This is a genomic window from Dictyobacter alpinus, assembly GCF_003967575.1.
Taxonomy (GTDB): domain Bacteria; phylum Chloroflexota; class Ktedonobacteria; order Ktedonobacterales; family Ktedonobacteraceae; genus Dictyobacter; species Dictyobacter alpinus.
In genome coordinates this window covers 3,908,132-3,932,087 of record NZ_BIFT01000001.1, presented here as the reverse complement: position 1 = coordinate 3,932,087, position 23,956 = coordinate 3,908,132, and the positions used below count along the sequence as shown (strand labels likewise).

General features: G+C 50.7%; 22 protein-coding genes. 16 read left to right on the top strand and 6 right to left on the bottom strand.

Annotation, left to right across the window (positions count from 1 at the left end):
• The first annotated feature begins 26 nt into the window (after window positions 1-26).
• The 3 genes from pgl to EL633_RS15515 all read left to right on the top strand — a co-directional run bounded on the left by pgl (window position 27) and on the right by EL633_RS15515 (window position 2,597).
• Window positions 27-764 (top strand): 6-phosphogluconolactonase, encoded by a 738-nt coding sequence (gene pgl, locus EL633_RS15525; RefSeq protein ID WP_126628051.1) that lies wholly within the window; start codon window positions 27-29, stop codon window positions 762-764.
• Window positions 765-775: 11 nt separating this feature from the next.
• A complete protein-coding gene (gene rpe / locus EL633_RS15520) occupies window positions 776-1,441 on the top strand; it encodes a ribulose-phosphate 3-epimerase (RefSeq protein ID WP_126628050.1) in 666 nt (221 codons plus the stop codon).
• A 193-nt stretch (window positions 1,442-1,634) separates the two neighbouring features.
• Window positions 1,635-2,597: a P1 family peptidase gene (locus EL633_RS15515; protein ID WP_126628049.1), complete on the top strand. Its 963-nt coding sequence runs from the start codon at window positions 1,635-1,637 to the stop codon at window positions 2,595-2,597.
• 52 nt (window positions 2,598-2,649) lie between these two features.
• On the opposite strand, the gene EL633_RS15510 is transcribed toward EL633_RS15515, so the two are convergent.
• Window positions 2,650-3,048 (bottom strand): hypothetical protein, encoded by a 399-nt coding sequence (locus EL633_RS15510; protein WP_126628048.1) that lies wholly within the window; start codon window positions 3,046-3,048, stop codon window positions 2,650-2,652.
• A 161-nt stretch (window positions 3,049-3,209) separates the two neighbouring features.
• Window positions 3,210-3,824 (bottom strand): NUDIX hydrolase, encoded by a 615-nt coding sequence (locus tag EL633_RS15505; protein ID WP_161982171.1) that lies wholly within the window; start codon window positions 3,822-3,824, stop codon window positions 3,210-3,212.
• A gap of 600 nt (window positions 3,825-4,424) precedes the next feature.
• Here EL633_RS15505 and EL633_RS15500 point away from each other — a divergent pair.
• The 6 genes from EL633_RS15500 to ispF all read left to right on the top strand — a co-directional run bounded on the left by EL633_RS15500 (window position 4,425) and on the right by ispF (window position 13,582).
• Window positions 4,425-5,891, top strand: coding sequence for a 30S ribosomal protein S1 (locus EL633_RS15500; RefSeq protein WP_161982170.1), 1,467 nt, complete (start codon window positions 4,425-4,427; stop codon window positions 5,889-5,891).
• A gap of 685 nt (window positions 5,892-6,576) precedes the next feature.
• On the top strand, window positions 6,577-9,117 hold the full coding sequence (locus EL633_RS15495) for an ATP-dependent Clp protease ATP-binding subunit (protein ID WP_126628045.1): 2,541 nt from the start codon (window positions 6,577-6,579) through the stop codon (window positions 9,115-9,117).
• A gap of 151 nt (window positions 9,118-9,268) precedes the next feature.
• A complete protein-coding gene (gene radA, locus EL633_RS15490; RefSeq protein WP_126628044.1) occupies window positions 9,269-10,681 on the top strand; it encodes a DNA repair protein RadA in 1,413 nt (470 codons plus the stop codon).
• A gap of 465 nt (window positions 10,682-11,146) precedes the next feature.
• Window positions 11,147-12,322, top strand: a complete 1,176-nt coding sequence (locus EL633_RS15485; RefSeq protein ID WP_126628043.1) for a PIN/TRAM domain-containing protein — start codon at window positions 11,147-11,149, stop codon at window positions 12,320-12,322.
• Window positions 12,323-12,416: 94 nt separating this feature from the next.
• Window positions 12,417-13,109, top strand: coding sequence for a 2-C-methyl-D-erythritol 4-phosphate cytidylyltransferase (gene ispD / locus EL633_RS15480; RefSeq protein WP_126628042.1), 693 nt, complete (start codon window positions 12,417-12,419; stop codon window positions 13,107-13,109).
• Window positions 13,110-13,111: 2 nt separating this feature from the next.
• Complete coding sequence (ispF, locus tag EL633_RS15475) at window positions 13,112-13,582, top strand: 2-C-methyl-D-erythritol 2,4-cyclodiphosphate synthase (protein ID WP_174845177.1); 471 nt, start codon at window positions 13,112-13,114, stop codon at window positions 13,580-13,582.
• Between the two features lie 155 nt (window positions 13,583-13,737).
• On the opposite strand, the gene EL633_RS15470 is transcribed toward ispF, so the two are convergent.
• Window positions 13,738-14,091 carry a 4a-hydroxytetrahydrobiopterin dehydratase gene (locus tag EL633_RS15470; protein WP_126628040.1) on the bottom strand — a complete coding sequence of 118 codons (354 nt, stop codon included), beginning with the start codon at window positions 14,089-14,091 and terminating at the stop codon, window positions 13,738-13,740.
• A 121-nt stretch (window positions 14,092-14,212) separates the two neighbouring features.
• Window positions 14,213-14,512: a twin-arginine translocase TatA/TatE family subunit gene (locus tag EL633_RS15465; protein ID WP_126628039.1), complete on the bottom strand. Its 300-nt coding sequence runs from the start codon at window positions 14,510-14,512 to the stop codon at window positions 14,213-14,215.
• A 534-nt stretch (window positions 14,513-15,046) separates the two neighbouring features.
• Here EL633_RS15465 and EL633_RS15460 point away from each other — a divergent pair.
• Window positions 15,047-15,718, top strand: a complete 672-nt coding sequence (locus EL633_RS15460; RefSeq protein ID WP_126628038.1) for a hypothetical protein — start codon at window positions 15,047-15,049, stop codon at window positions 15,716-15,718.
• A gap of 99 nt (window positions 15,719-15,817) precedes the next feature.
• Here the strand turns inward: EL633_RS15460 and EL633_RS15455 are convergent, their stop codons facing one another.
• The gene (locus EL633_RS15455) at window positions 15,818-16,657 is read right to left on the bottom strand and encodes a purine-nucleoside phosphorylase (RefSeq protein ID WP_126628037.1); all 840 of its coding nucleotides are present in this window, start codon (window positions 16,655-16,657) and stop codon (window positions 15,818-15,820) included.
• A gap of 334 nt (window positions 16,658-16,991) precedes the next feature.
• On the opposite strand from EL633_RS15455, the gene EL633_RS15450 reads away from it, so the two are divergent.
• Window positions 16,992-17,786, top strand: a complete 795-nt coding sequence (locus tag EL633_RS15450; RefSeq protein ID WP_126628036.1) for a hypothetical protein — start codon at window positions 16,992-16,994, stop codon at window positions 17,784-17,786.
• A gap of 92 nt (window positions 17,787-17,878) precedes the next feature.
• Here EL633_RS15450 and EL633_RS15445 read toward each other — a convergent pair whose 3' ends face one another.
• A complete protein-coding gene (locus EL633_RS15445) occupies window positions 17,879-18,850 on the bottom strand; it encodes a hypothetical protein (protein WP_126628035.1) in 972 nt (323 codons plus the stop codon).
• 477 nt (window positions 18,851-19,327) lie between these two features.
• On the opposite strand from EL633_RS15445, the gene ispE reads away from it, so the two are divergent.
• The 5 genes from ispE (at window position 19,328) to EL633_RS15425 (ending at window position 23,949) form a co-directional block, all read left to right on the top strand.
• Complete coding sequence (ispE, locus tag EL633_RS15440) at window positions 19,328-20,257, top strand: 4-(cytidine 5'-diphospho)-2-C-methyl-D-erythritol kinase (RefSeq protein ID WP_126628034.1); 930 nt, start codon at window positions 19,328-19,330, stop codon at window positions 20,255-20,257.
• A gap of 28 nt (window positions 20,258-20,285) precedes the next feature.
• The gene (locus EL633_RS36985; protein ID WP_170216692.1) at window positions 20,286-20,447 is read left to right on the top strand and encodes a DUF5679 domain-containing protein; all 162 of its coding nucleotides are present in this window, start codon (window positions 20,286-20,288) and stop codon (window positions 20,445-20,447) included.
• A 234-nt stretch (window positions 20,448-20,681) separates the two neighbouring features.
• A complete protein-coding gene (locus tag EL633_RS15435) occupies window positions 20,682-21,539 on the top strand; it encodes a hypothetical protein (protein ID WP_126628033.1) in 858 nt (285 codons plus the stop codon).
• Window positions 21,536-22,726 carry a lipopolysaccharide heptosyltransferase II gene (waaF, locus tag EL633_RS15430; protein ID WP_126628032.1) on the top strand — a complete coding sequence of 397 codons (1,191 nt, stop codon included), beginning with the start codon at window positions 21,536-21,538 and terminating at the stop codon, window positions 22,724-22,726. The genes EL633_RS15435 and waaF overlap by 4 nt, the downstream gene beginning before the upstream one ends.
• Complete coding sequence (locus EL633_RS15425) at window positions 22,723-23,949, top strand: glycosyltransferase family 9 protein (RefSeq protein WP_126628031.1); 1,227 nt, start codon at window positions 22,723-22,725, stop codon at window positions 23,947-23,949. Before waaF ends, EL633_RS15425 begins: the two co-directional genes overlap by 4 nt.
• Window positions 23,950-23,956 lie beyond the last annotated feature (7 nt).

Below are 23,956 nucleotides of genomic sequence, written 5' to 3'. Positions count from 1 at the left end.
TAACACTTATTCTATTGGAGCTTTGTATGAACGTTACCATTTTTTCAGATGGAGAACAACTTAGCCGTGCCGCCGCCGAGTATATCGTGCGCGTCGCTCAGGAAGCGATCGCCGATCATGGCCGCTTCAGCCTGGCCCTTTCGGGCGGCTCCACACCGAAAAAGTTGTATGGATTACTGGCAACCGAGCCATATCGCAGCCAGATTGATTGGTCGAAAATCGAAATCTTCTGGAGCGACGAACGTTGCGTGCCCGCTGATGATCCTGAAAGTAATTATCGCATGGCCAATGAGGTCATGCTGAGCAAACTACCCATCCAACCAGCGCACATTCACCGCATGCCTGCGGATGAGGCCGATCGTGAGGCAGCCTCACAGGCTTATACACAAGATATACAACGCACCATCGGGACCAATGGTACCCCACGCTTCGATCTGATTCAGCTTGGCATGGGTCCTGAAGGTCATACCGCCTCCCTCTTCCCACATCAGGCTTCGTTGAAGGAGTTCGAGCGACTGATAATACCGGTGACAGTGCCCAAGCCACCACCAGCACGGCTGACATTTACACCAGCCTTACTCAATGCCGCCAACCACATCCTCTTCCTGGTTACAGGAGCAGAAAAAGACGAGGCGGTCCAGGCGGTCCTGGAAGGTCCGGATCAACCCGAAGAGTATCCAGCCCAGATTGTACGCCCAACCAATGGCGAAGTCACCTGGATGCTTGATACGGCCGCCGCAGGAAAATTGCGCAAACAGAGCTAGGAGATTTTTTCATGGTAGAGATCGTCCCATCCATTCTGTCTGCCGATTTTACGCGCCTGGGCGAGCAAGTGCGAGACGCTGAGGCCGCTGGAGCCCACCGCATCCAGATTGATGTCATGGATGGCCACTTTGTGCCCAATATCACCATGGGACCAATGGTCGTTGAGGCGGTGCGCAGTTGTACAAAGGCCACGCTTGAAGCCCACCTGATGATCACCAATCCTCAGGAGTACATTGAGACATTCGCCAAAGCTGGTGCGGACGTCATCATTGTCCATCAAGAGGTCTCGCCCCATTTGCATCGCGTCCTCAAGCAGATCAAAGCGGCTGGCAAACAAGCCGGCGTGGCCATTAATCCTTCGACCCCGGTCTTTATGTTGCAGGACATGCTGCCATTCTGCGATCTGATCCTGGTGATGACGATCAATCCTGGCTTTGGGGGACAAGAGCTGATTCCAGAAACATTGCCAAAAATTGAAACGCTCCACCGCATGCTTCAACAGCGCAATCTCACATGCGATATTGAAGTGGATGGTGGCATTAATGCCGAGACTATTCCCCAGGTCGTACGAGCAGGAGCCAACCTGCTGGTAGCAGGCTCAGCCTTCTACAATACCAAAGAAAGTGTTGAGCAGACCATGGAGAAATTGCGCAAAGCCATTCCTAATGAATCCTGAAGCTCTCTACACATAATCTCATAAGTAACAAAAAAGGCTGTGGTCCAGATGATCACAGCCTTTTTGTTGTCTATCACATATGGAAGCACACATAATAGGAGAGCAAATAGTGCTTATGATGGCGTATAGTGTTGTTTATACTGTTGCTTACATAATTTTGGATGGTGTAGATCCAAAAAAGGAGGCATTCTACATGTTTGATGATATCACGGATGTACCCGGGATCCGCGTCGGGCACGATACTAATCTGGAGGCTGGAACCGGCTGTACGGTCGTGCTCTGTGAGACGCCAGCAGTTGGTGGGGTAGATGTGCGTGGTGGGGCACCAGCTACCCGTGAGACCGATCTCTTGCATCCTCTGTGTATGGTTGACGAGGTGAACGCTGTACTCCTGACGGGCGGGAGCGCCTTTGGCCTGGATGCGGCCAGTGGCGTGGTGCGCTATCTTGAAGAACGGGGCGTGGGCTATGATACAGGTGTGGTGCGCGTACCGATTGTACCTGCAGCCGCGATTTTTGATCTGCCATTTGGTTCGGCCACAATTCGACCCGATAGCGCTTCTGGCTACCAAGCCTGTAAGTCCGCTGAAACGGCAACAGGGCCCCTTGAACAGGGGACAATCGGCGGCGGCACCGGTGCGACCGTAGGCAAAATGTTGGGCCCGGATTTTGCGATGAAAGGTGGTGTGGGATCTGCCAGTCAAGAACTCATTGGAGGCATCATCGTGGGCGCGATCGTGCTTGTTAACGCCCTGGGAGATATCATTGATCTCCAGACGCAACAGGTAGTCGCAGGTACACGTAACGCTGCCGGCAAGAGTTCAGCAACGAACAATCCGTTTGGGAATACCACTATCGCTGTCATCGCTACCAATGCAACCCTGACAAAAGCCGAAGCCACGAAGGTCGCGCAAATGGCACATGACGGTATGGCGCACGTCATCCGACCTGCCCATACAATGTTTGATGGTGATACAGTATTTACACTGGCATTGGGAGATAAGACATCAGGAATACAGCATGACACTGCAACCGCTGCACAACATGTAAGTACGTTAGGCGCAGCAGCAGCTCATACACTTGCGCGGGCAATAGTCAAGGCCGTACGCCAGGCAAGCGAATTACACAATATTCCAGCAGCCAGTTCTTTATTGTAATCTCAGAAAAGTAACCTTATCGCTATATATGCACGAACTCCAATCCTGTAAGTCATGGTTGTAGCATTACAAATAACACGATGCCCCCGCCAAATAGCATGAGCAGGATGCATCCCATAATGACCAGAGCAAACATATAACTACGTGAGGTAGCTACAATATCTGGCACGACGCTAGCAGGGCGTCGCTCAGGTCGTCTAGGGAGCTCTCGTTTCGCGGTCAGGGTTTTCAAGCCACCAGTGGCCAGATCCCAGGAGTGGGTTGCAAAGTCCAGGGCATGTTCGTGATCCGGAGAATGGGAACTTGCCGGTTCCACCATTGAGGATTTTTTTGGGGATAGAGAAGAGGGGGAACCCGTAGGGTTTGCGGGCATCGAGTGATCGGGTGAGATCATTTGTGGCCGGCGAGGGACCGTTCTTTTGGATCGCGCATCAGGACCAGGCAACGTCACAGCTTTTCTCCACTTCAGGCTTCATAAAACCAACCGCAGCAACATGAACAGCTTACAACGTACGCACTACAGCATTCTTGTCCGACTACTTTTAATTGTAGTGATATGTCAGAGTTTCGCAAGGGGCCTATGACTATTGGGTAAAAGAGGTACGGTAAAAACTAGGAGTCGTGAGGCGTGAGGAGGTCAAACAAGGAGGCGATGATACGGCCAGTGGCTCCCCAGATACGATGATGACCATAGTCATAAAAATGCACTGTCCGTGTCTGATTATTGCGTGTCCATTGCTCGGTATGGGCAATAGAGGGATCAGCCAGACGAGCCAGACTGACAATGACTAATTCAGCTACTTCGCTTTCCTGTAAGACAAGTTCCCCCACACCTTGCGGTAAATATGCCACCACAGGAGTAATCAGATAGTTACTGACAACTGTAAATACAGGATCCAGCACACCCAGAGGCTGAACCAGCTCTGGCTGCAGTCCAATCTCTTCATGCGCTTCACGTAGCGCCGTCATGACCACCGAGTGGTCCGTAGGATCGACTTTCCCTCCTGGAAATGCAATCTCACCACTATGAGATCGTAATGTGCTGGCACGACGAATCAACACCAGGTGCAATTCATTATCTTGCAAAAAAAATGGTAACAACACCGCGGCCTTGCGCGCTTTTTCCTGCTGCCCCTCGATCGTATCAATCAGGGACTCTGCCAGATCAACTGGCGCCAGACGCTGGCGCAGGCGATTGATTACCTCTGTATTGTTTGCTAAATTCAACCCATCCATAGGTGTATTGTAGCATATCCAGTAGGGCTTGCGTCACTGTGATACAATTTGAGTCAGGAAAAACATCGGAGAGATTTGCTAAAAGGTTATATATTGTCTTGCAATCGGTGAGAGCATTTGGTATAATAGAGAGTATCGAGTGGGGGTATGCTTACATTCAGGCGCTCATTATATTTTTTATGATGGCGTGCTGCCTGCGAGTATCGTTTCGTATCACCGTTCTGTAAAGCAAACAATTGGTTATAACGATATCCTGACATGATTTAGCGATATCGAAACCGAAACGAGACCGCCTGAGCACCTCCTCCGATTAAGCCCAAGTCCGATGGTACACTCCCCAGGGTCCCAATGTTGCTGCAATGCAATCCATTTCGTTGTTCTTACTGTTTAAAGAACAACGATGCGGAGGTCGGTTAGGCATGGCCGACAACATAACCAGTACACAATCAAATGGGTAGGGATGAGTGTAGTATCGTAGATGAGGCACAAACCGTGGATCGAAGGGGGTTAACTACCCATGCATGCGAAAAAAAGCACGGCGACCTTTCGACAATGCCAGCGGAAAATCAAAACAGCGGGCGGGTACAGACGATGATCGAAGGAAATGACCTACAAGGCCAAAACAACAACCCCGAAGAGATGGAAGAAAACCAGAACGAGATGGCAGCGCTGCTGGCAGAATCAGCAAACCCCATCAGCATCAAACGAGGTGATGTAGTCGAGGGCGTTATCGTGCGCATTGACCAGGACGAAATCCTGGTAGATATCGGCCTCAAATCAGAGGGCGTCCTCTCAACAAAAGAGTTGCCGTCAAGTGGCTATGGCTCTTTTAGCGAGTTGCACCTCAATGATAAAATTCTGGTTTATGTTATCCAACCAGAAACTTCGGAGGGCCATGCAGTCCTCTCACTGAAGAGGGCTAACACCGAGCGCCAGTGGCGTATCGCGGAAGAGCAGTACAAAAACAACGAGCTCCTCAAAGCTAAAGTCATTGATTATAACAAAGGTGGCTTGATTGTTGACGTAGCAGGAATTCGTGGTTTTGTGCCGATCTCTCAAATCTTGAACCTCAAGCGGGAAGAAGTTGCCGCCGGTGGTGAAAACCAGGAAACTGCAGCGAAACTGCAGAGCATGAAGGACAAAGAACTTCAGCTGAAAATTATCGAGATCAATCGAGCGCGCAATCGCTTAATCCTCTCGGAGCGTCTGGCAGTCCAGGAATGGCGTCAGCGCCGTCGCGAGGAATTGCTCGATGAGTTGAAGCCGGGTGAAGTCCGCAAGGGCGTTGTTAGCAATCTTGCTAATTTCGGTGCCTTCGTAGACCTGGGCGGCGCAGACGGACTGGTTCATATCAGCCAGTTGGCCTGGAGCCGTGTTAACCATCCAAGTGAAGTGCTACACGTCGGTCAGGAAGTCGAAGTACAGGTCCTGAGTGTCGATAAAGAGAAAAAGAAAATCGCACTCTCGATCAAACGTGCCGAGGTTGATCCCTGGACTACTGTCGAGCAGCGCTATACACCTGGACAGGTTGTCACCGGAACCGTGACCAAGATTGCACCATTTGGTGCCTTCGCACGGATTGAAGATGGCATAGAGGGTTTGATTCATCTGTCTGAATTGACACCTGGAACAGATCCCAAGTCTATCTTGCATGAGGGTGCACAACTTCAGTTACGTATCTTACGCATTGATGCCGAGCGCCGACGCCTTGGCCTCAGCTTACGTCAAGCTGATGAAGTCGATGCTGTAGAAGAGACAACCGAAGTTCCTGGTCAGGAAGAAATTGAAACTACCAGTGCTGCTCCCCAGGAGAGTGTCGCGTCAGTGGCAGAAACACCAGCCGCTCCCGCCACTCCTTCTCTGGAGTCTCTGCCAGCACTTGGAGAGCAGACTTCCACCAATAAGCGCGAACAGCGCCGTGAACGCCAGGATCGCACAAGTGATAGCTCGACGAATAATCAGCATGACGAGGGCGAACTTACAGCTATGGCTGAAGCCTTCCGCGCAGCTGCTCGTCAGCGTTCATCCAAGGATGATACTGATTCTTCAGAACAGTAAATTCCCTGGCAGTTCCATGCGTCAAATGTAATCTGTAAGAGAACCTCCCTGTAGTCTTTCCCAAAAAAGAGTACAGGGAGGTTCCCTTTTCATCTTCTTCATCTCACAGTTTTTCCGCACAAAATAGGCCTTCTTATGCACTCGAGCGGAAAATTGTTCTTGACGCTATAAAAAGAGTTGTAGTATGATGAAAGGCACAGGCTATGAGGCACTCGAGGGTCTCTCTTCAACGTTAAATTGGTGTAAAGCAACAGGCCAACATCCAGGATGCTATTTCCATGTTTTTGTTGTACAATAGAGGATCATCGAAATCGCGTGTTTACCAATGGCAATAACGATGAAGGGACAACGATCATGGCTGAAGCACACCGCACAGCCGCTCGCTTGTCAACGCATCAAAGAAGATACGGAGACAGCTGAATAGGCAAGGTTTCTTGGCTGTTTGAGCACATCGTACCTGAACAGATGATCTCGCGACCTCTCCGCTGTGTGCATCTATGCCAATGCAGTGTGGAGGTCGATTGTTTCTCAGTAAGAAGGTTGAGCGTTTATTGACAGACGGGAGGCTACAGTTGTTATCCTTGACGCTGTATGATGGGTGTTGTATGATGAAGCAAATAGTTTACCTGAGCGACACAGAGGGCTCGGTTCCACCCTCTGCCAATGAAAGGGGGGTGACAAACAGGTGAATGATAGAGACAGATTCGATAAGTTCACAGAGCGGGCCAGAAAAGTTCTGAGCCTTGCCCAGGAAGAAGCCCAACGCTTCCAACATAACTATATTGGGACAGAGCACCTCCTCCTCGGTCTTGTACGTGAAGGCGAGGGTGTTGCTGCTAAAGTACTTGCAAATCTCGGTGTCGAACTGAATAAAGTTCGTAGCGCCGTCGAATTTATCATTGGTCGTGGTGATCGCATTGTTCTTGGCGAAATCGGCCTGACACCACGTGCCAAAAAGGTGATCGAGCTAGCAGTTGATGAAGCTCGCCGCCTGAATCATCATTATATCGGGACAGAACACCTCTTACTGGGTTTAGTTCGTGAGGGTGAGGGTATCGCAGCCGGCGTTCTTGAAAGCCTGGGTGTGAACCTCGAAAAAGTGCGTACGCAGACCATTCAGGTGCTGAGCCAGTCGGGCACACCACATGAACGCGACGCCAAGCACTCAAAAACCCCCACCATTGACCAGATGGGCATTGACCTGACGGCAGCAGCCCGCGCAGGCACGCTCGATCCAGTCATCGGACGTCATCAAGAAATTGAGCGCGTCATCCAAATCCTTTCCCGACGTAACAAAAACAATCCGGCTCTCATCGGTGAGCCCGGTGTTGGTAAAACAGCTATCGTTGAAGGTCTGGCTCAACGCCTGATCTCCGGCGAGGTTCCTGAAACACTTTCGGGCAAACGCTTGCTTACGCTTGACGTTGGCTCGCTGGTCGCGGGTACCAAATATCGTGGTGAATTTGAAGAGCGCCTGAAAAAGATTATAGAAGAGATCCGTAATAGCCGCGACTGCATCATCTTTATTGATGAAGTACATACCCTGGTGGGTGCCGGTGCCGCTGAAGGAGCTGTCGATGCAGCGAATATCCTGAAGCCAGCCCTGGCTCGTGGTGAGTTACAGTGTATCGGTGCAACAACTCTCGATGAATATCGCAAGTATATCGAGCGCGATGCTGCACTCCAGCGCCGCTTCCAGGAAGTGATTGTACGCGAGCCAACCGTCGAGGAGACCGTTGAGATTCTCAAAGGTATCCGCGAACGCTATGAGCAACACCATCGCCTGATTATTACAGACGAGGCGCTTAAGGCCGCGACCGATATGGCTAGCCGCTATATCACCGATCGCTTCATGCCGGATAAAGCCATCGACTTGATCGATGAGGCTGCCAGTCGTGTACGTATGCAGAACTCATTGGCTCCTCTGAACTTGAAAGAGGCCATGAAGGGTCTTGAGTCGGTACTGCGCGAGAAAGAGGCCGCTATCCAGCAGCAGGAATATGAATTGGCCGCTGAGTTGCGTGATCGTGAAGTGAAGTTGCGCGATCGTATCGCAAAGCTTGAATCTGGCTGGCATAAAGAGCGTGGCAATGAGAAGCCAACGGTTGGCGAAGAGGAGATCGCGCAGATCGTCTCGATGTGGACCGGCATCCCAGTAATGCGGATTGCTCAGGAAGAGTCACAGCGACTCCTCCAGATGGAAGACGCGCTGCACTCTCGCGTGATCGCCCAGAATGAAGCCATTGAAAAGATTGCACGCGCTGTACGCCGCGCCCGTGCCGGCCTGAAAGATCCGAAGCGCCCTATCGGCTCCTTCATCTTTATGGGTCCCACTGGTGTTGGTAAAACAGAATTGGCCAAGACACTCGCCGAATTTATGTTTGGCAGTGAGGATTCCTTGATCAAAATTGACATGTCAGAGTTCATGGAGCGTCACGCGGCTGCGCGTCTCGTTGGTGCCCCTCCCGGATATGTTGGTTATGAAGAGGGTGGTCAGTTAACCGAGGCGGTCCGCCGCAAATCCTATAGCGTGATCCTGCTCGACGAAATCGAAAAGGCTCACCCAGACGTCTTCAACATGCTGCTCCAGATTCTGGAGGATGGTAAGTTGACAGATGCCAAGGGACGCACGGTCGACTTCCGCAATACGATTATCATCATGACATCCAATGTCGGTGCTTCCCTCTTAAACAAAGAGGCCTCAATGGGCTTTAAGGCTTCGAAAGATAAGACGAAAGCCAACCAGGCAGATTATGATGCCATGAAGGGTAAAGTACTTGGTGAACTGAAGAATACCTTCAAGCCAGAGTTCTTAAACCGTATCGACGAGGTGGTTGTCTTCCATTCCCTGCGTATGGAAGAGATGTACTCTATCGTTGATCTGTTACTGAACCGCGTACGTACACAGTTAACGGAACAGCAGATTGAACTGGTGGTTCCACAGGTCGCTAAGGACTTCCTGATCGACAAGGGCTTTGATCCGCAGTATGGTGCCCGTCCATTGCGCCGCACCATTCAGCGTATGGTTGAAGATCCGTTGGCAGAAGGCTTGCTGCAAGGCAAGTTCCATCCTGGTGATCTGGTTGAGGCAAGCATTGTCGATGACGATCTTGCCTTGCAGGTTCGCAACCGCATTGAGCAGTTGCCACCACCGGCATCCGCAACCCCCGAAGCAGCCCTCTCGGCTGGCGGCGAGGGTGGTAGTACGACCACTACCGAATCCTAGTCAATACCTGGGGGGCGTGAAGATTTCACGTCCCCCTTTTTCTTTCTACCCTCAGATCAGTAATTCATTTCGCTCTTAACAAAACGCTGTCAAAAATTTCAGGTTCACAAACATTGGTTTTTTTGGCAGACAATAGATTGCAGATTCATACATGGCAAAAATTCGCACAAAATATATCTGCCAGCAATGCGGTGGGGAACATAGCAAGTGGATGGGAAAATGTCCCGATTGCGGGGCATGGAATACGTTAGAAGAAGTTGTTGATGTGCCACAAAGTCCTGCACAGCAGCGGCGACAAAGCATGCTGGGTATCTCTCCTTCTACCCATAATACACATACCCCGATTCTGCTTCCACAGATTAAACCACTCGTACAAGAACGTATTCCTGTTGGCTATGCCGAAATGGATCGTGTGCTGGGTGGTGGCCTGGTACCTGGATCCTTAATCCTGGTTGGCGGTGAGCCCGGCATCGGTAAATCTACGTTGCTTCTTCAGGTTTCAGGTGAGATCGCTAAAAACGTTGGCCCTGTCCTCTATATCTCCGGCGAGGAATCAATGGAGCAGATTAAGATGCGGGCCGAACGCTTAGATATTACGGGCGAACAACTTTACCTGCTGGCCGCGGTAGAACTAGATGTCATTATCGAGGCGGTCAATCGCTTAAAGCCTGCCCTGGTAATTGTGGATTCGATTCAGACGGTGTTGGCAGGACATCTGACGGCAGCTCCGGGCAGTATCAGTCAGGTGCGTGAGTGTACCGTCCAGTTAATGCAACTGGCCAAAACCACACAGGTACCCATCTTTGTGATCGGTCACGTTACCAAGGAAGGAACCGTGGCAGGACCAAAAGTCCTTGAGCATATTGTGGATGCGGTACTGTATCTGGAAGGTGAACGCTATCATTCGTATCGACTCTTGCGTGGCGTAAAAAATCGCTTTGGGGCCACCCATGAGATCGGCGTTTTTGAGATGCAGGGCGAAGGTCTGGTTGAAGTCACCAATCCTTCAGCGGTATTTTTATCTGATCGGGCTGTCAATGCATCTGGCTCGGCCGTTGTGGTGAGCATGGAGGGCACACGGCCGCTACTAGTCGAGGTTCAGGCACTGGTTACACCCAGCAACTTTGGCAATCCACGCAGCACGACCAATGGTATCGATCATAATCGTCTGGTGATGCTGATGGCGGTTCTAACGAAACGTGTCGGACTGGCCGTTGGTGGCCATGATGTCTACGCCAATGTGGTTGGTGGCTTTACGATTGAGGAACCCTCAATCGACTTAGGGGTTGCGGCAGCGATTGCCTCCAGTTATCGTGAGAAGCTGATTCCAGCCGACATGGTCCTGATAGGTGAAGTTGGACTTTCAGGAGAATTGCGCGCCGTCAGTCGCCTCTCATTGCGTGTACGCGAGGCCGCCAAATTAGGCTTTAAACGTTGCTTGATTCCAAGTGCAGGACAGGGAAACAGGTTACGTAATGAAATAAACGATGCAAACCTTCCATCCGATTTTAAAGTGGTTACCGCTAGCTCATTAGCCGTCGCACTTGAGATTGCACTTCATTAATGAAGCGGGAAAGAGCAGGACTTATTTCATCCTGTATCTGTAATACAAGCAACATACGCAGAATCAATGATAAGTCTATTGCTTCCAGCACGTAAACGGTGTATACTGCATATTCAACAGGCACTGTCACCAATAGTTTGTATGGCATAGCTTGATGACACAGCAGGAATTACATTTTTCTATGCTGTTACTGCCAATGAAAATGAAACGTACTCTTTGTCTCGAAGAGAGGTCTCATAATCATCGCAACAAAAACATTCGTTAGTTCGTATATATTTTGAAGATTGTTTGCTCAAAAGGCACGTTCTTTCTGGGATAGCAGGCCTGATAATCGTTTCATCTGGAATTATCATTTATCATTTTTTATTCTTACCATAGGACCTGCCAATCGTACAAAGAAGTAGCGTTGACCTCTTGAGCGTTTGAGGAGCACATACCCATGTGCTTGCTTTGGAGGATGCAGGGATGTCAGTGAACACCGTTACCCGCATCATAGGAGCGCTGGTCGCGATAGGCGCCGCGATCAGTATTTCGTTGTATCGTTCCGCAACATTAACGACACTACCATTACCTGTGCCGTGGACAATTGCGATTATTGCTACGGTCAGCGCCATTGCCGCTTTTATTATCACCCCGTATATTACTGTCATTCCTTATCAATGGATCAGCCACAAGATCCGCGCTGCCTCCGCCAGTGATCTGGTCGCGGCTGCAATTGGCCTGGCTATCGGACTTATCCTTGCCGTTTTACTGGCAATTCCTTTACAGTATCTCCCCTTTGGACTCGGACAGATTTCACCATTTCTGGGTGCTGTGATTTTCGGCTATATTGGCCTGACCACAGCTGTTCTGCGTAAAAGTGATATCGCCCATCTGTTTCAATCGACCGTGGCCCGCCGTCGTGATCGTGATCGCGATGAGGATCGCGATCGTGGCAAGAAACGCGATCAGGAGAAGGAGGCGACACCAGCCGTCCCTACCGGCCCAGTCTTGCCAATTCTGTTGGATACCAGCACCATTATTGATGGCCGGATCGCCGATATCAGCCAGACAGGCTTTATTGTGGGTACGCTGGTGGTCCCCCGTTTTGTCTTGAATGAGCTACAACGCATCGCTGATTCCGCTGATACGATGCGCCGCAATCGTGGCCGTCGCGGACTGGAAATCCTGAACCGCTTACAAAAAGATGCGACTGTCCCCATAGAAATCGTGGATACAGATGTTGAAGGGATTGCTGATGTCGATGGCAAACTGGTGAAGATGGCCCGCGATCAGCATTGTCCCATTATCACCAACGACTTCAATCTGAACCGGGTGGCTGAATTGCAGGGAGTCAAAGTCCTCAATATCAACGAACTGGCCAATGCAATCAAACCAGTCCTCTTGCCAGGAGAAGATATTCACATTAAAATCATGCAAGACGGTAAAGAACTTGGACAGGGTGTTGGCTACCTGGATGATGGAACGATGATCGTGGTGGAAAATGGACGCCAGTTTATGAATGTGATGATTGAGGTCACCGTGACACGGGTACTACAAACCGTAGCCGGTCGGATGATTTTCGCCCATCCCAAACAGCAGTTGAATGCCAGTAACCCGGCTCCAGCTCCACAATCGTCTTTGAAGCAAAGGCAAGCTTAATTCCTACTGAGATCCAAACACAGAGCACCCTTTGCGGTGCTCTTTATTTTTTATGGAGAAGGAGGATGGTTAGTCACCTACCTCCACATATGTCATGCAAGAGAAATCAGCCGTTATCATCGTAGCCGCAGGTGCCAGTCGGCGCATGGGTCGCGATAAACTCTGGATTCCCCTGGCCGGACGCATCACGCTGGCCCGCACGATCGATGCTTTCCAGCATGCTCCACAGATCGATAGCATCATCATCGTAACCAGCACAGAACGCCTGGCCGATATCGAGCAGCTACGTCAGCAGGAGTCCTGGGACAAGGTGCTGGCCATCGTGCCAGGAGGAGCACGCAGACAGGATTCTGTCTGTCAGGGATTGGATACGATCGCCCGCCTGCAACCTGAATGCCGCTGGGTGATGATTCATGATGGCGCACGGCCCTTTGTCTCGCCCAGGGTAATTGAGACAGGTCTACACGCGGCCCAGGAGCATCAGGCAGCCATCGCGGCCGTGCCGGTAAAGGATACGATTAAAGTGGTTCGTGATGACATGATCCTGGATACCCCGGATCGTTCCCAGCTATGGACCATTCAGACACCACAGGTCTTTTCATTTCCGCTGATTCATCAGGCACATCATTCGCCCGAGGCCAGCGGCGATGCCACCGATGATGCGCTGCTACTGGAAAGACTGGGCCATCACGTGGCGATCTTCCCCGGCTCTTATACCAATATCAAAATCACCACTCAGGAAGACTTACTCTTCGCTGAGGCATGTATTAAAGGACAAGAAGTATGACTATACGCATTGGTTCTGGTTATGATGTCCACGCATTCACTGCAGAGCGCCCGCTGGTACTCGCTGGCATCACTATTCCTCATGAATATGGTCTGGCCGGCCATTCTGACGCCGATGCGGTCATTCATGCCATTGTAGATGCCCTGCTGGGTGCAGCGGCCCTTGGCGACATTGGTCAGCATTTTCCATCCAAAGATATACGTTGGAAAGATCAACCCAGCACGGTCTTTCTCAGCTATACCGTTGATCTGCTACGCCAGCAGCAATGGAGCATCGGAAACGTGGATGCCACGATTGTTGCCGAGCAGCCCAGGATGTCTCCCCACATTGAGGCGATGCGCGCACATCTAGCCGAACATCTACAGTTATCCCTCGATCAAGTGAGTATCAAATCCAAGACCACCGATGGGCTCGGCTTTGCCGGCCGTCGCGAAGGGATTGCCTGTTATGCGGTCGCGCTACTTGAGAAGTAGCAGAACCCATTCAGGTCTGCCGCTACATACAGCATCGACAGACCTGAAGTAGTGTGAGGTTGTAGAAAAGGGTCGGATGATCCGACCCTTTTCTACAACCTCACACTATCATTTTTTGCGCTGCGAAGCGGAGCACAAGAACTGTGGCAATTCACTTAGCTGGCAGCGAAATCGTGATAGATCTCATCCGTTTTGGCCGCCATAATAAAGTCGTTGCGATGGAGTCCATGGATTTTATGCGTCCACCAGGCGACACCGACAGATCCCCATTCGGTCAACAGAGCGGGATGATGGCCCTCATCCTCGGCCAACCTGCCCACTTTCTGGGTAAACGACAGGGCGGCCACAAAATCTTTAAATTTGTAGACACGCTCCAGACGCTGCACGTTATCGCGCTCGATGATGACCCAGTTTGGAACCTGCCTCCGATAGATTTCCACTTCTTCAGCGGTCACCTTTGGCGCGCCAGCATGACAGGCTTCGCATTTCATTTGTGTCAATTCATCCATTGATGCCACCTACCTTTTGTAGCAGAAAGAAGAAAACCGCGTCATGGCGCTGTTTTCTTGCTCAATATTATCTCTATCATGACACATAAGAAGAGAGCACAAACATCCAACAGGATAATCTCTATTCTGTGGTGCGGGTCTCCGTGGTGCTCGGAGGAGTTTTCTCACCCATGGCCGCCGCTTTTTTCTCCTCTGGAGTCATCAGCATCTTAAATGCCTGAGCTGGATTTGTGGGAACACTGTTCAGCTTTTGGTGCAACTTTGAGATGTCTTCAGCTGGCACATGTGACATGAATTTATCTTTTGCATTCTTCGCTTCGCCGGTTGTTTTTCCTGCATTCCGAGCTATAGATTGTAATGCTTTCGGCCCAAACAAGGCCAGAACAATGCCCGCCAGGACTAAAAATTCTAAGAGGTGCATCAAGGTACTCCTTCGCAAGTGGCACCACTGCCAGCTATATTTGGTGATCAGTTCATCAACATTGTTATTTTACCACAAGAGAGGTGGTCTTTTATATGCAACGAAATAGCATAGATGATTCGTTTCATGTCTGCGTTTTGCCCAAAAAACACCATCACGTTAGTTATTTCAATGTAGAGGGTAAACAGAGGGACCTGAACACAATGGCAAATGCCTCCTGCCATAAGACGGTAGGACCAGCAATAAACCATGTATATCACCCCCCTGCTTATCATGCTCAGACAATTTCCCCACCTACCGCCTGAGTGTGCTGATCGCGTCTCCCCAGAACGCCGATCAGTCTCCCTCTTTTGCAACTATACCTGGTACTTGATAGTAAAATCCCCTTTTTCCTTATCAACATCCATCAAAAATAATAAAACATGTACCAATTTAGGCTACCAATAGCCACGTTCACCCGCTCAATAACAGGCCACATGGTATGATAACAACAAACAATCAACATAGAAAGAAAAAGAAGAGAGCTTAGACGGAATGCAACAATCGGCTAAACCACAAAACACTGGTGCGACCTCACTTATTATTACAGCCATTACGCTGTTCGCCCTCTCAGGTGCCATCCTTGGCTTTGCCATTGGTGCCTTTACCCATCCACGTGCACCACAGCAGGTCGCCAATAATAACAACAATAATAATAATAAACCAGCGGCGAAACCAACAACGGCAGTGAAACCAACCGCCACACCAACACCCTCTGTTATTGCCCAGCCTGTCGGTTGTCCTGCCATGACTACCGCAAGCAATCTTGATGGTATGACGTTTACAGTTACGCTTGTAGTTAAAAATAAAGTGCAAGGTACATGTGATCCAGCAAAAGAACCAAATATGATCAATGACAATGTCACTTGTCGCATCTGGCTTGCAAAGGCCAAAGATGATAAACATCCTGTAATTGAGAATGATGAAAAGCTTTTTAACAAGCCTGAGAGTTTCGCCACACCATTTCCAAACGAAGTCCCTAATGGCCTTGTTTTTAGTAATGGTGCTTCACAAACCCAGATGTGCAAACAGGGTCAGGCGAACTGGACTGTGAACCTATCTCCAAACTTACCAAAGGGCAAATACTTTGTCGTTGGCTTGACGAACTGGGGAACATACTACAACTGGAGTTGGTCCGGATTGTTTGACACGAGCAAAAATAAGTAGCCGCACCAGGAACAAGAGAAATTCTAAAGGCATTTCGTCACAAACAAAGAAGAGGTCTTGGCATAAGCAAGACCTCTTCTTTGTTTGTGCTTTAGATTGCTAGCTCTGAGTTCCGATAGCTTTGACGACGCCCATGACGAGGTGGGCAAATTTGGTACGAACCGCGTCGGCGGTAGAGAGGACTTCGGCGTGGTTGACTTCTTCAGTTTCGTTACCGGTGGCGGTATTCGTGATCAGGCTAAAACCCAGGACACGCATACCGACCTGACGGGCGACGATGACTTCGGGGGCCGTGGACATGCCGACGGCATCGCTGCCAATGATGCGTAAGAAATTGAGCTCGGCCGGCGTTTCATAGCTGGGACCAGCTACCATGCTATAGACGCCTTCATGCAGGGTAATGTCGCTATGCTCCTGCGCTACACGCCTGGCTATTGCCCGCAGTTCGGCATCATAGGCCTTGGCTACCGCGGGAAAACGCGCTCCTAGTCGCTCATCGTGTGCTCCAACCAGCGGGCTGGCACCGGCCAGGCCAGGAAAATAGATATGATCACGCAATAACATAAAGTGGCCCGGCTGATAAGCGGGATTGATGCCACCAGCAGCGTTACTGACAATCAGCGTCTCAGCACCGAGCAGGCGCATAACGCGTACAGGTAGGGTGGTTAGAGCCGGTTCATGCCCCTCATAGAGATGGAAACGTCCCTGCATTACTACTACCGGTACATCTTCCAGCGTACCAAGCAACAGGCGACCAGCATGTCCAACGACGGTCGATTGCGCGAAATGCGGAATTTCCTCATAGGGAATCGCGACCGCATTCCGAATTTCGGTGACCAGATCACCCAGACCTGAACCGAGGATAATGGCCAGCACAGGTTTGATAGGTGTCTTCTTTTGAATAGCCTGTGTGGCTTCTACTACTTGATCATACAGCATAAAGCAGATTGCCTCCTTGAAAAATACTGGCTACAGGATAGCATACGTACACCAGAAAAACAGTAGCGCCAGGCAGATCAACCGCTTTCCACAATAATCTGCGCCCCCACACAGAGCCCTCCGCCTTTTTTCTTAGAAAGTGCTATAATGGACTCACGTTCGTGCGTTCTGCACACTACAATTACGTGATTAACCTAATTGATATCGCTACGCTACCCTTCAAAAAGCTTGATGCAGGCCTGGAGATGAGTGGCTGTAGCCATAATAACTTGTCCACATGCATATGCGAGTCAATATCATTACACTCGTTTCATGATAAGGAGAGAAAGTAGCAATGGCTAAACTGCAAGATATGTTTACGCAGGCACGTCGGGCACAAAATGGCGGTGGAATGGGCTTCCTGGGCAAAAATAAAAATGAAGCTAAAGCTCGTGCCGCTGCTCTCGTTGTTGAACTGGATCAGATCAGCGCCGGAAGTACCGAAGCCTTGTTAAAGGCTGGTGCAGATGGTATTCTCTTCCTCTGGGATGGAAAAGATACTGCCCAGTTAGAAGTCTTGAAGCAAGAAATTGAGGCTGCCAAAGCTCACAACGCGAATGCAGTCACCGGTCTCCATATCACTGGTAACCTGAATAAGCTGAGCACCGAGAGCCTGAAGGAACTGAAAGAGCAGGGGGTTCAGTATGTGATCCTGCCATTTAACGCTCCTGCACGCTTGCTGGCCCAGGAAACCAAGGATCTGGAAAAAGTCATCGTTGTGCCTATGCGTAAAGAGGAAAACTATCCACTCTATATTCGGAATCTGACGGCCTTCGATAATATCGCAGCCGTTCTGTTAGATTTCGACCTGGGTGAAAAAGTTGGCTCAATGTCCATTGAAGAGGTACTGGATTATCGTGCGGTCCGTGAAGCGGTACGCTTTCCAGCTTTCATCTATGTCAATGGAAAAATAAACGAATCTGATGCTTATACGATCAATACGCTGGGTATTCAGGCAGTCGTGCTACCAGCAACTGATAGTGAAGAGGGGACACGCGAGCAGATCAAGAGCTTGCGTACACTGCTGGAAACAGTCCATCAGGATGAGAATGATAAGGACTCTCCTTCACTCCCATCAGGTCGCAAATAGTTAAAGCATAAGTTCAGGAGTAGAAAGGGGACACCGTCCGACGGCTGTCCTCTTTTTTCTCTCCTTTTCCCCTTGGAAGCAGCGGGTCAGGCTTATTCTTCTCCCAGTGGTTGCGTGACGGGCAGACGTGGGGTTGTTTGCCAGAATAACTGGCGACGTGGAATGCGCCGCAACAGTCCTCTGGTCTGCTGCCAGACATGTTCAGGATTGGTGTTGTTGCGCCAGAAATAGTAACAGGCGACCTCGTCTGGATCAGACCTGAGCAAGCCTGAGAAGGCCGTTTCTAACGATTGTTCATCTGGTTCATCCAGATTAAAGTTCTGTAGCCAGAGCTGGCTACGCTTCCCACTTTGCCTGACCGCCTCCGCAACTTCATGTCCCCAGCTTTCAACCATTGCGACATCCTCACCCAATAATTGCCAGAATAGGTGACAGCCAATGGTATCCAGGGTAGAAATAGTACCAAGCTCCTCAATCAAGCTCAGGTCTTGCGGCAATAAAGCGATGTTTGTTCTGGCTTGCCAGTTGACGCGCTTCACGCAAGCACACAACTCATTGAGGAAATCGACCAGCGAGCGACGTCGAAAGTGCTGGAGATCAGCGATATCAGGACAGAGCGCGCGGCAGACGGAGCAGAAGCAGGTGATATCTGGTATACGCGGCTCGTCGATAAGGATGCCAGCCACATTATAATTGCTTAAATAATATTCAATTTCACCAAAAAGCCATGACCGGAATGACTCATGGTTGAAACAGGTCATATCATGGGCTCGCCCATGTCGATCCTTGACCAGAGATTGTGGATGCCGGAACGTATACCAGCTCGGTACAAAAGCAGGTCCGGCGAAAAGATTGCCAAAGCGGCCCAGGCTCAAATATACCTTTAGTCCAACCTCCTGGGCGATCCGTAATCCTCGCTCCAAATCTCGCGGCCAGCGTTGCTCCTCCTGTTCATGAATAGCATATACAATGCTACTCGCGCCCGCGGCACGAATTTGCTCAAAATCGTGCCTGACAGAGGCTTCATGAAAAAGTGGATGAAAATACGCGACTGTTATATCCATGTTTCCTACCAGCTAATTGTTGTAAAAAAAATACAGGAGTGAAAAAAGTAATATTTACGCATGTATACGTTACAGTATAACATCATGTCTACATTAATTCTAAAATCAAGTAGTTTTAGGCTATTCAATGGAATAAACGTTTGTTGAGGTCTTTTTCTCGTGAGTAGGGATGGAGATGTTTTGTTTATGTATAGTTTCGCGCCTGCGGCGCGAGACGGGTTATCTGGTCCGTTGGAGGCGGCTGCGGCCGCCTCCAACGGACCAGATAAATGGGGATATGGGAGCATAGTATACGAAAGCGGAAAGTGGTTCGCGCAAAAACAAGAGTTCAGAGGGCGATAGCCTTTTGCCGGAGCGCGAGGTATCCTCGCTCATCCTCCCTCTCCCCCACCGCTGCCGTTGGTGGCAAAAGCACGTCTTTTAAATTCCGTGCGTATTGAGCTTGACAAGTTGTGCTTTTGTAGGCACAATGCAAGCATGAATCAATCACAGGATGGCTTACAGCAACAGGCTACTTCTGGCAATGTGTGTTTTGTCCAGTCGTATGCAAAAATCAATTTGACCCTGGATGTATTGGGGAAGCGAGCCGATGGTTATCATGAGCTGGCAACGATCATGCAGACCATTGATCTCTACGATACCATTTGTCTGACAAGGCTGGCGGAAGATCGCGTGAGTATGAACTGCAATCGGCCTGAGCTTAGTAATGATTATAATCTGGTGGTGCGCGCAGTACAAGCGGTGCGGCAGAAGCTAGGTTTGCATCAGGGGCTGGCTATTGAGCTTCATAAGCGCGTTCCCGTTGCCGCTGGACTCGGTGGGGGGAGCAGCAATGCGGCTGCGACCTTGCTGGCTTTACAGCAATGGTGGAACTTGCCACTATCAATGCAGGATCTCTGGGAGATCGCTGCGTCTCTTGGTTCAGATATCCCTTTCTTTCTGACTGGCGGACTGGCTCTTTGTGAGGGACGTGGCGAACGTATTACGCCTCTGGCTTCCCACTGGCCCGCTACGATGCGCTGGCTCCTGCTGGTCAAACCGGACATCAGTGTCTCAACGGCAATGGTGTACCGCAATCTGACACCCGACGATTACACTAATGGTGGCTGGAGCCGTGCGGCCGAGGTAGCATTACAGACGCAGAGCAAACTGCAAGCCAGCGATCTCTATAATAGTCTGGAACGTGGGGTACTGGAACAGTATGCCGAAGTTGCCCGGGCACGCCAGGAGATGCTGGATGCTGGCGCGCATTATGTTCGTCTATCAGGGAGTGGTCCAACACTTTTCACGACCTTTGATACACTGACTGAGGCGGCGGCTGTCCAGCAAAAGCTGCAGTCTCAGAGCTACGAGGCTTACCTTACTCACGCCATTCATCCGGGAAATAACCCGATTACCTACTTCTAAAAATTTATTGCAGGGGAGAACATCACTTATGGCAGAGCAATACTATTGCGTTAAATGTCGCAAGAAAAATGAACTCAAGGATACCCAACACGTTACCATGAAAAATGGTAAGCCCGCCCTTAAAGGTCAATGCTCGGTCTGCGGTACCACCGTTAATGCTATTCTCAGCACCAAAAAAGCCCAGGCGTAAACCAGCCATCCTTGTCTGGCGCCTGCGGCGCCGGATTGAAAGTATGGAGGTGTCTGTGCCGCATGGCACAGACACCTCCATACATGAAAGACTATCTGACACATAAAAAAAGCCCTCAACCATTCTCAAGGTGATGCTAACACCGACCTCGACGTAGCTCTGCCGTTTTGATATAATCAAGCTGAATGTACATGATGTATGAACGAGGCACATAGCAAAAAAGAGAGGGCCGTGATGAACATCTGGGATTCAGTTCACCGGGGTTTAGAGAAAGCTTCTAATGAGGCGGGACGCATAGCCAGAATCCAGCGTACACGTTTCCAAATTGATAAGCTTGGGCGACAAATTACGGAACAGGAACGCGCGTTAGTAGAAAAAGTAATAGATCTTTATGTCACCAGGGCATTGGTCCAGAATGAGTTAGTTACTCCTGCGCAGGAACTCTTTCAGGCACGCCAGCAACTGATGCAGGCACAACAAGAACTTCAGACCCTACATAATCAGAATCCGACTGCCACAGCAGATACCAACACTTATCCACCGCAAACACTTCCTGGTGAGGGAGATGCCTCACAATATGCACCAACATCACCATATCAGCAACCCTATACTGGTCCGACTATTCCTGTGACACCACCTCCGGCGGATAATAAGCCGGCAGCTTCAACCGGGGAACAGCTTCCTTCGCTCCTTCCACCTCCCCCACCTGGTATGAGTCCTTTGACAATCCATTCGGAGGAGACTATCATAGATACGATGGATGTGCCGCATGTTCAGACAGGGCCAGCGGAGGTCCATTCAGCGGATATGCAAACTGTGCGTGAAGGAACTCCAGTTCCGCCACCACCGCCACGGCGCTGCTCGGCCTGTGGCTCACTCGCTGATTCAGAGAACATGTATTGCCATAACTGTGGTAAAGCACTCCAACAACCCATGATAGATCATCTTCCAACTGTACGGGCCAGGTCATCTTCACCAGCGATTGAAGAACTTCCAACGACGACTTTGCCAGACGGCGGCGAAGAACAGAGTATCGTGCGTAGTGAGAGTCCTCAGCCATCAATAGATACACCATCTTCAGAGAAAGATTGAGGATAACAGTTCTGCGTCAACAACTTATTACAGCGTTATGTACCGGCCTGCGCCTGCCGTTTGCTTTCCTTGATGGCATCAGCAGGCCGCTGACCAGGCAAGCCAGGCGCTATCCAAAATCGATCATGGTGATCAAGCCTTGCTGTATTGGGGATGTCATTATGACGACCCCTTTATTGGAAGTGCTCAGACAAAATTATCCACAGGCACAGATCACCTATATCACGGGTACCTGGTCAAAAGCTATTGCGGAACATCATCCCGCCGTAGATACAATCATTGATTGCGGCACTATCGGCATTCCTGGCCGCTATACACTGAAGGAATATGGACAACTGGCTCGTCAATTACGCGGCCAGCACTTTGATCTGGCGTTTGTGTTAGATCGTTCACCGCTCCTTACCTTACTCCCCTGGCTGGCTGGCGTACCACGCCGGGTGGGACCAGACAGTCTGGGTCGTGGCTTCTCGCTAACCGATCGTGTGCCGGTCTCAGTTGATCCCACCCATCTAGAACATCAGGCTGAGATCTATCTGGATCTGGCACGTGCCATCGGACTCACAATTGAGCAGCCGGCGATGCGCTTTGTGCCGACAGAGCAAGAGCGTCAGTCTATCTATCGCTCTGACTATCCACAGGTGGTGGTCTTTCCAGGTGGGGGGAGCAATCCAGGCATGGACCTGACAGCCAAGCGCTGGCCATTGGACCGCTATCGTGCCTTGACCAGACGCATCGTAAGCGAACTAAAGATGCAGGTCCTGCTTATCGGCGGCGAAAGCGATAGAGAACTGAATCAGACGCTGATCGACGGTCTGGAAGAGGTTCCACCAGAGATGGTGGTGAACCTGGCTGGCAAGACCAGCTTTGGCCAATCGGCGGCCCAGATTGAGGCCAGTACACTCTTTATCGGCAATGACAGCAGCCCGATGCATCTAGCGGCGGCTGTAGGCACACCGGTCATTGCCATCTTTGGTCCGACCAGCCCTGCTGAATATGGCCCCTATCCACTCAGTGATCCACAGCATATCGCGCTCTGGCGCCATCCCACCGGGCAACCTTGCTTCTTCCTGGGCAAGATGCAGGCATGTGATAATTGCACCTGTATGCACTCGGTGACAATCGACGATGTGTGGGATGCCGTCATGCAACTGCTGCCGCAGATCCGGCAGGAAGAGGTTCAGCGATGAAACGCCTGCTACGCTCAATCATCCTGTTTCTGGTGCGCATCTATGGGAGCTTCCAGAACAGGACAGTAGATCAAAAGTCATCACCGCAGTCCGATCAGGCCCCACGCATTCTCCTGATACGACCAGACCATCTGGGAGACATGGTGCTGACAACGCCAATCTTACAAACGATCAAGGAACAACTGCCGAGCGCACAAATCACCATGATGATTGGACCCTGGTCCAGCGAGATCGTGGCACGGCATCCGGCGGTTGATCGTCTGCTTACTTGTCCATTTCCTGGCTTTCAGCGCGCCTCCCAGAAGCCATTGGATCCCTATAAATTACTGTTCCGCACCGCCAGGCAGTTGAAAGAAAATCACTATGATCTGGCCATCAATCTACGACCCGATTTCTGGTGGGGCGCGGCCCTGATATATCTGGCGGGCATCCCCCGGCGTATTGGGTACGCAAGCAGGCTAAATAAACCATTTTTAAGTCAGGCCCTCCCATTCCCGGAGGCGGAACACGCCACCGTATCAAATCTACGTCTGGCTAGTGCAGGCCTCCAGGCGCTGGGCTCTCCAGCCCTGGCCGAGCCATTTACGCCAGAGAAGTATCCACTGGTGTTCCAACCACATGAGGACGAGTTGGCCTGGGCCGATGAGCAATTAAAAGAGGCCCAATGGGACGATGGCGCGCCGATAGTGGTTATTCATCCCGGCACAGGAGGCGCGGTCAAGCTCTGGCGTACCGATGGTTGGTCACAGATTGCCAATCAGCTTACCAGTGGCAAACTACTCTCAGCTCCTGCCCATGTTATTTTCACGGGCAGTAAAAGTGAACAGCCGATGATCGAGGAGATTGCCAGTACGCTGGAAACACAGCCACTGATGATGACCAGCATGAGCGTTGGCCAGTTAGCAGCCTTGCTCTCACGTGCCGATCTGGTACTGGGAGTCGATAATGGGCCGCTCCACATCGCGGCGGCGCAAGGCGTACGCTCCCTGCGACTCTTCGGTCCGACCGACTCACATATCTTCGGCCCGTGGGGCGTGCCAGACAAGCAACAGGTGCTGCTTGCCACCCAGCCCTGTCCTGGTTGTCCCTTTATTCCCTGTGGCCGCCTGGATTTTTCACCTGAAGAACTTCCAGCCCATCCCTGTGTCCGCCTGATCCCGGACCAACAGGTTGAGCAGGCCATCAAAACATTGATGCAGACAGAACCAGTGCAACAAGCCTGATCATGAG

What these genes read in the sequence shown, in the direction of transcription:
- EL633_RS36985 (WP_170216692.1), top strand. Translation starts at nt 20,286, where the DNA reads ATGGCAGAGCAATACTATTGCGTTAAATGTCGCAAGAAAAATGAACTC.
- EL633_RS15445 (WP_126628035.1), bottom strand. Translation starts at nt 18,850, where the DNA reads ATGGATATAACAGTCGCGTATTTTCATCCACTTTTTCATGAAGCCTCT.
- radA (WP_126628044.1), top strand. Translation starts at nt 9,269, where the DNA reads ATGGCAAAAATTCGCACAAAATATATCTGCCAGCAATGCGGTGGGGAA.
- ispE (WP_126628034.1), top strand. Translation starts at nt 19,328, where the DNA reads ATGAATCAATCACAGGATGGCTTACAGCAACAGGCTACTTCTGGCAAT.
- EL633_RS15470 (WP_126628040.1), bottom strand. Translation starts at nt 14,091, where the DNA reads ATGGATGAATTGACACAAATGAAATGCGAAGCCTGTCATGCTGGCGCG.
- EL633_RS15465 (WP_126628039.1), bottom strand. Translation starts at nt 14,512, where the DNA reads ATGCACCTCTTAGAATTTTTAGTCCTGGCGGGCATTGTTCTGGCCTTG.
- EL633_RS15460 (WP_126628038.1), top strand. Translation starts at nt 15,047, where the DNA reads ATGCAACAATCGGCTAAACCACAAAACACTGGTGCGACCTCACTTATT.
- EL633_RS15425 (WP_126628031.1), top strand. Translation starts at nt 22,723, where the DNA reads ATGAAACGCCTGCTACGCTCAATCATCCTGTTTCTGGTGCGCATCTAT.
- EL633_RS15485 (WP_126628043.1), top strand. Translation starts at nt 11,147, where the DNA reads ATGTCAGTGAACACCGTTACCCGCATCATAGGAGCGCTGGTCGCGATA.
- ispD (WP_126628042.1), top strand. Translation starts at nt 12,417, where the DNA reads ATGCAAGAGAAATCAGCCGTTATCATCGTAGCCGCAGGTGCCAGTCGG.
- pgl (WP_126628051.1), top strand. Translation starts at nt 27, where the DNA reads ATGAACGTTACCATTTTTTCAGATGGAGAACAACTTAGCCGTGCCGCC.
- rpe (WP_126628050.1), top strand. Translation starts at nt 776, where the DNA reads ATGGTAGAGATCGTCCCATCCATTCTGTCTGCCGATTTTACGCGCCTG.
- EL633_RS15500 (WP_161982170.1), top strand. Translation starts at nt 4,425, where the DNA reads ATGATCGAAGGAAATGACCTACAAGGCCAAAACAACAACCCCGAAGAG.
- EL633_RS15455 (WP_126628037.1), bottom strand. Translation starts at nt 16,657, where the DNA reads ATGCTGTATGATCAAGTAGTAGAAGCCACACAGGCTATTCAAAAGAAG.
- EL633_RS15450 (WP_126628036.1), top strand. Translation starts at nt 16,992, where the DNA reads ATGGCTAAACTGCAAGATATGTTTACGCAGGCACGTCGGGCACAAAAT.
- EL633_RS15435 (WP_126628033.1), top strand. Translation starts at nt 20,682, where the DNA reads ATGAACATCTGGGATTCAGTTCACCGGGGTTTAGAGAAAGCTTCTAAT.
- EL633_RS15515 (WP_126628049.1), top strand. Translation starts at nt 1,635, where the DNA reads ATGTTTGATGATATCACGGATGTACCCGGGATCCGCGTCGGGCACGAT.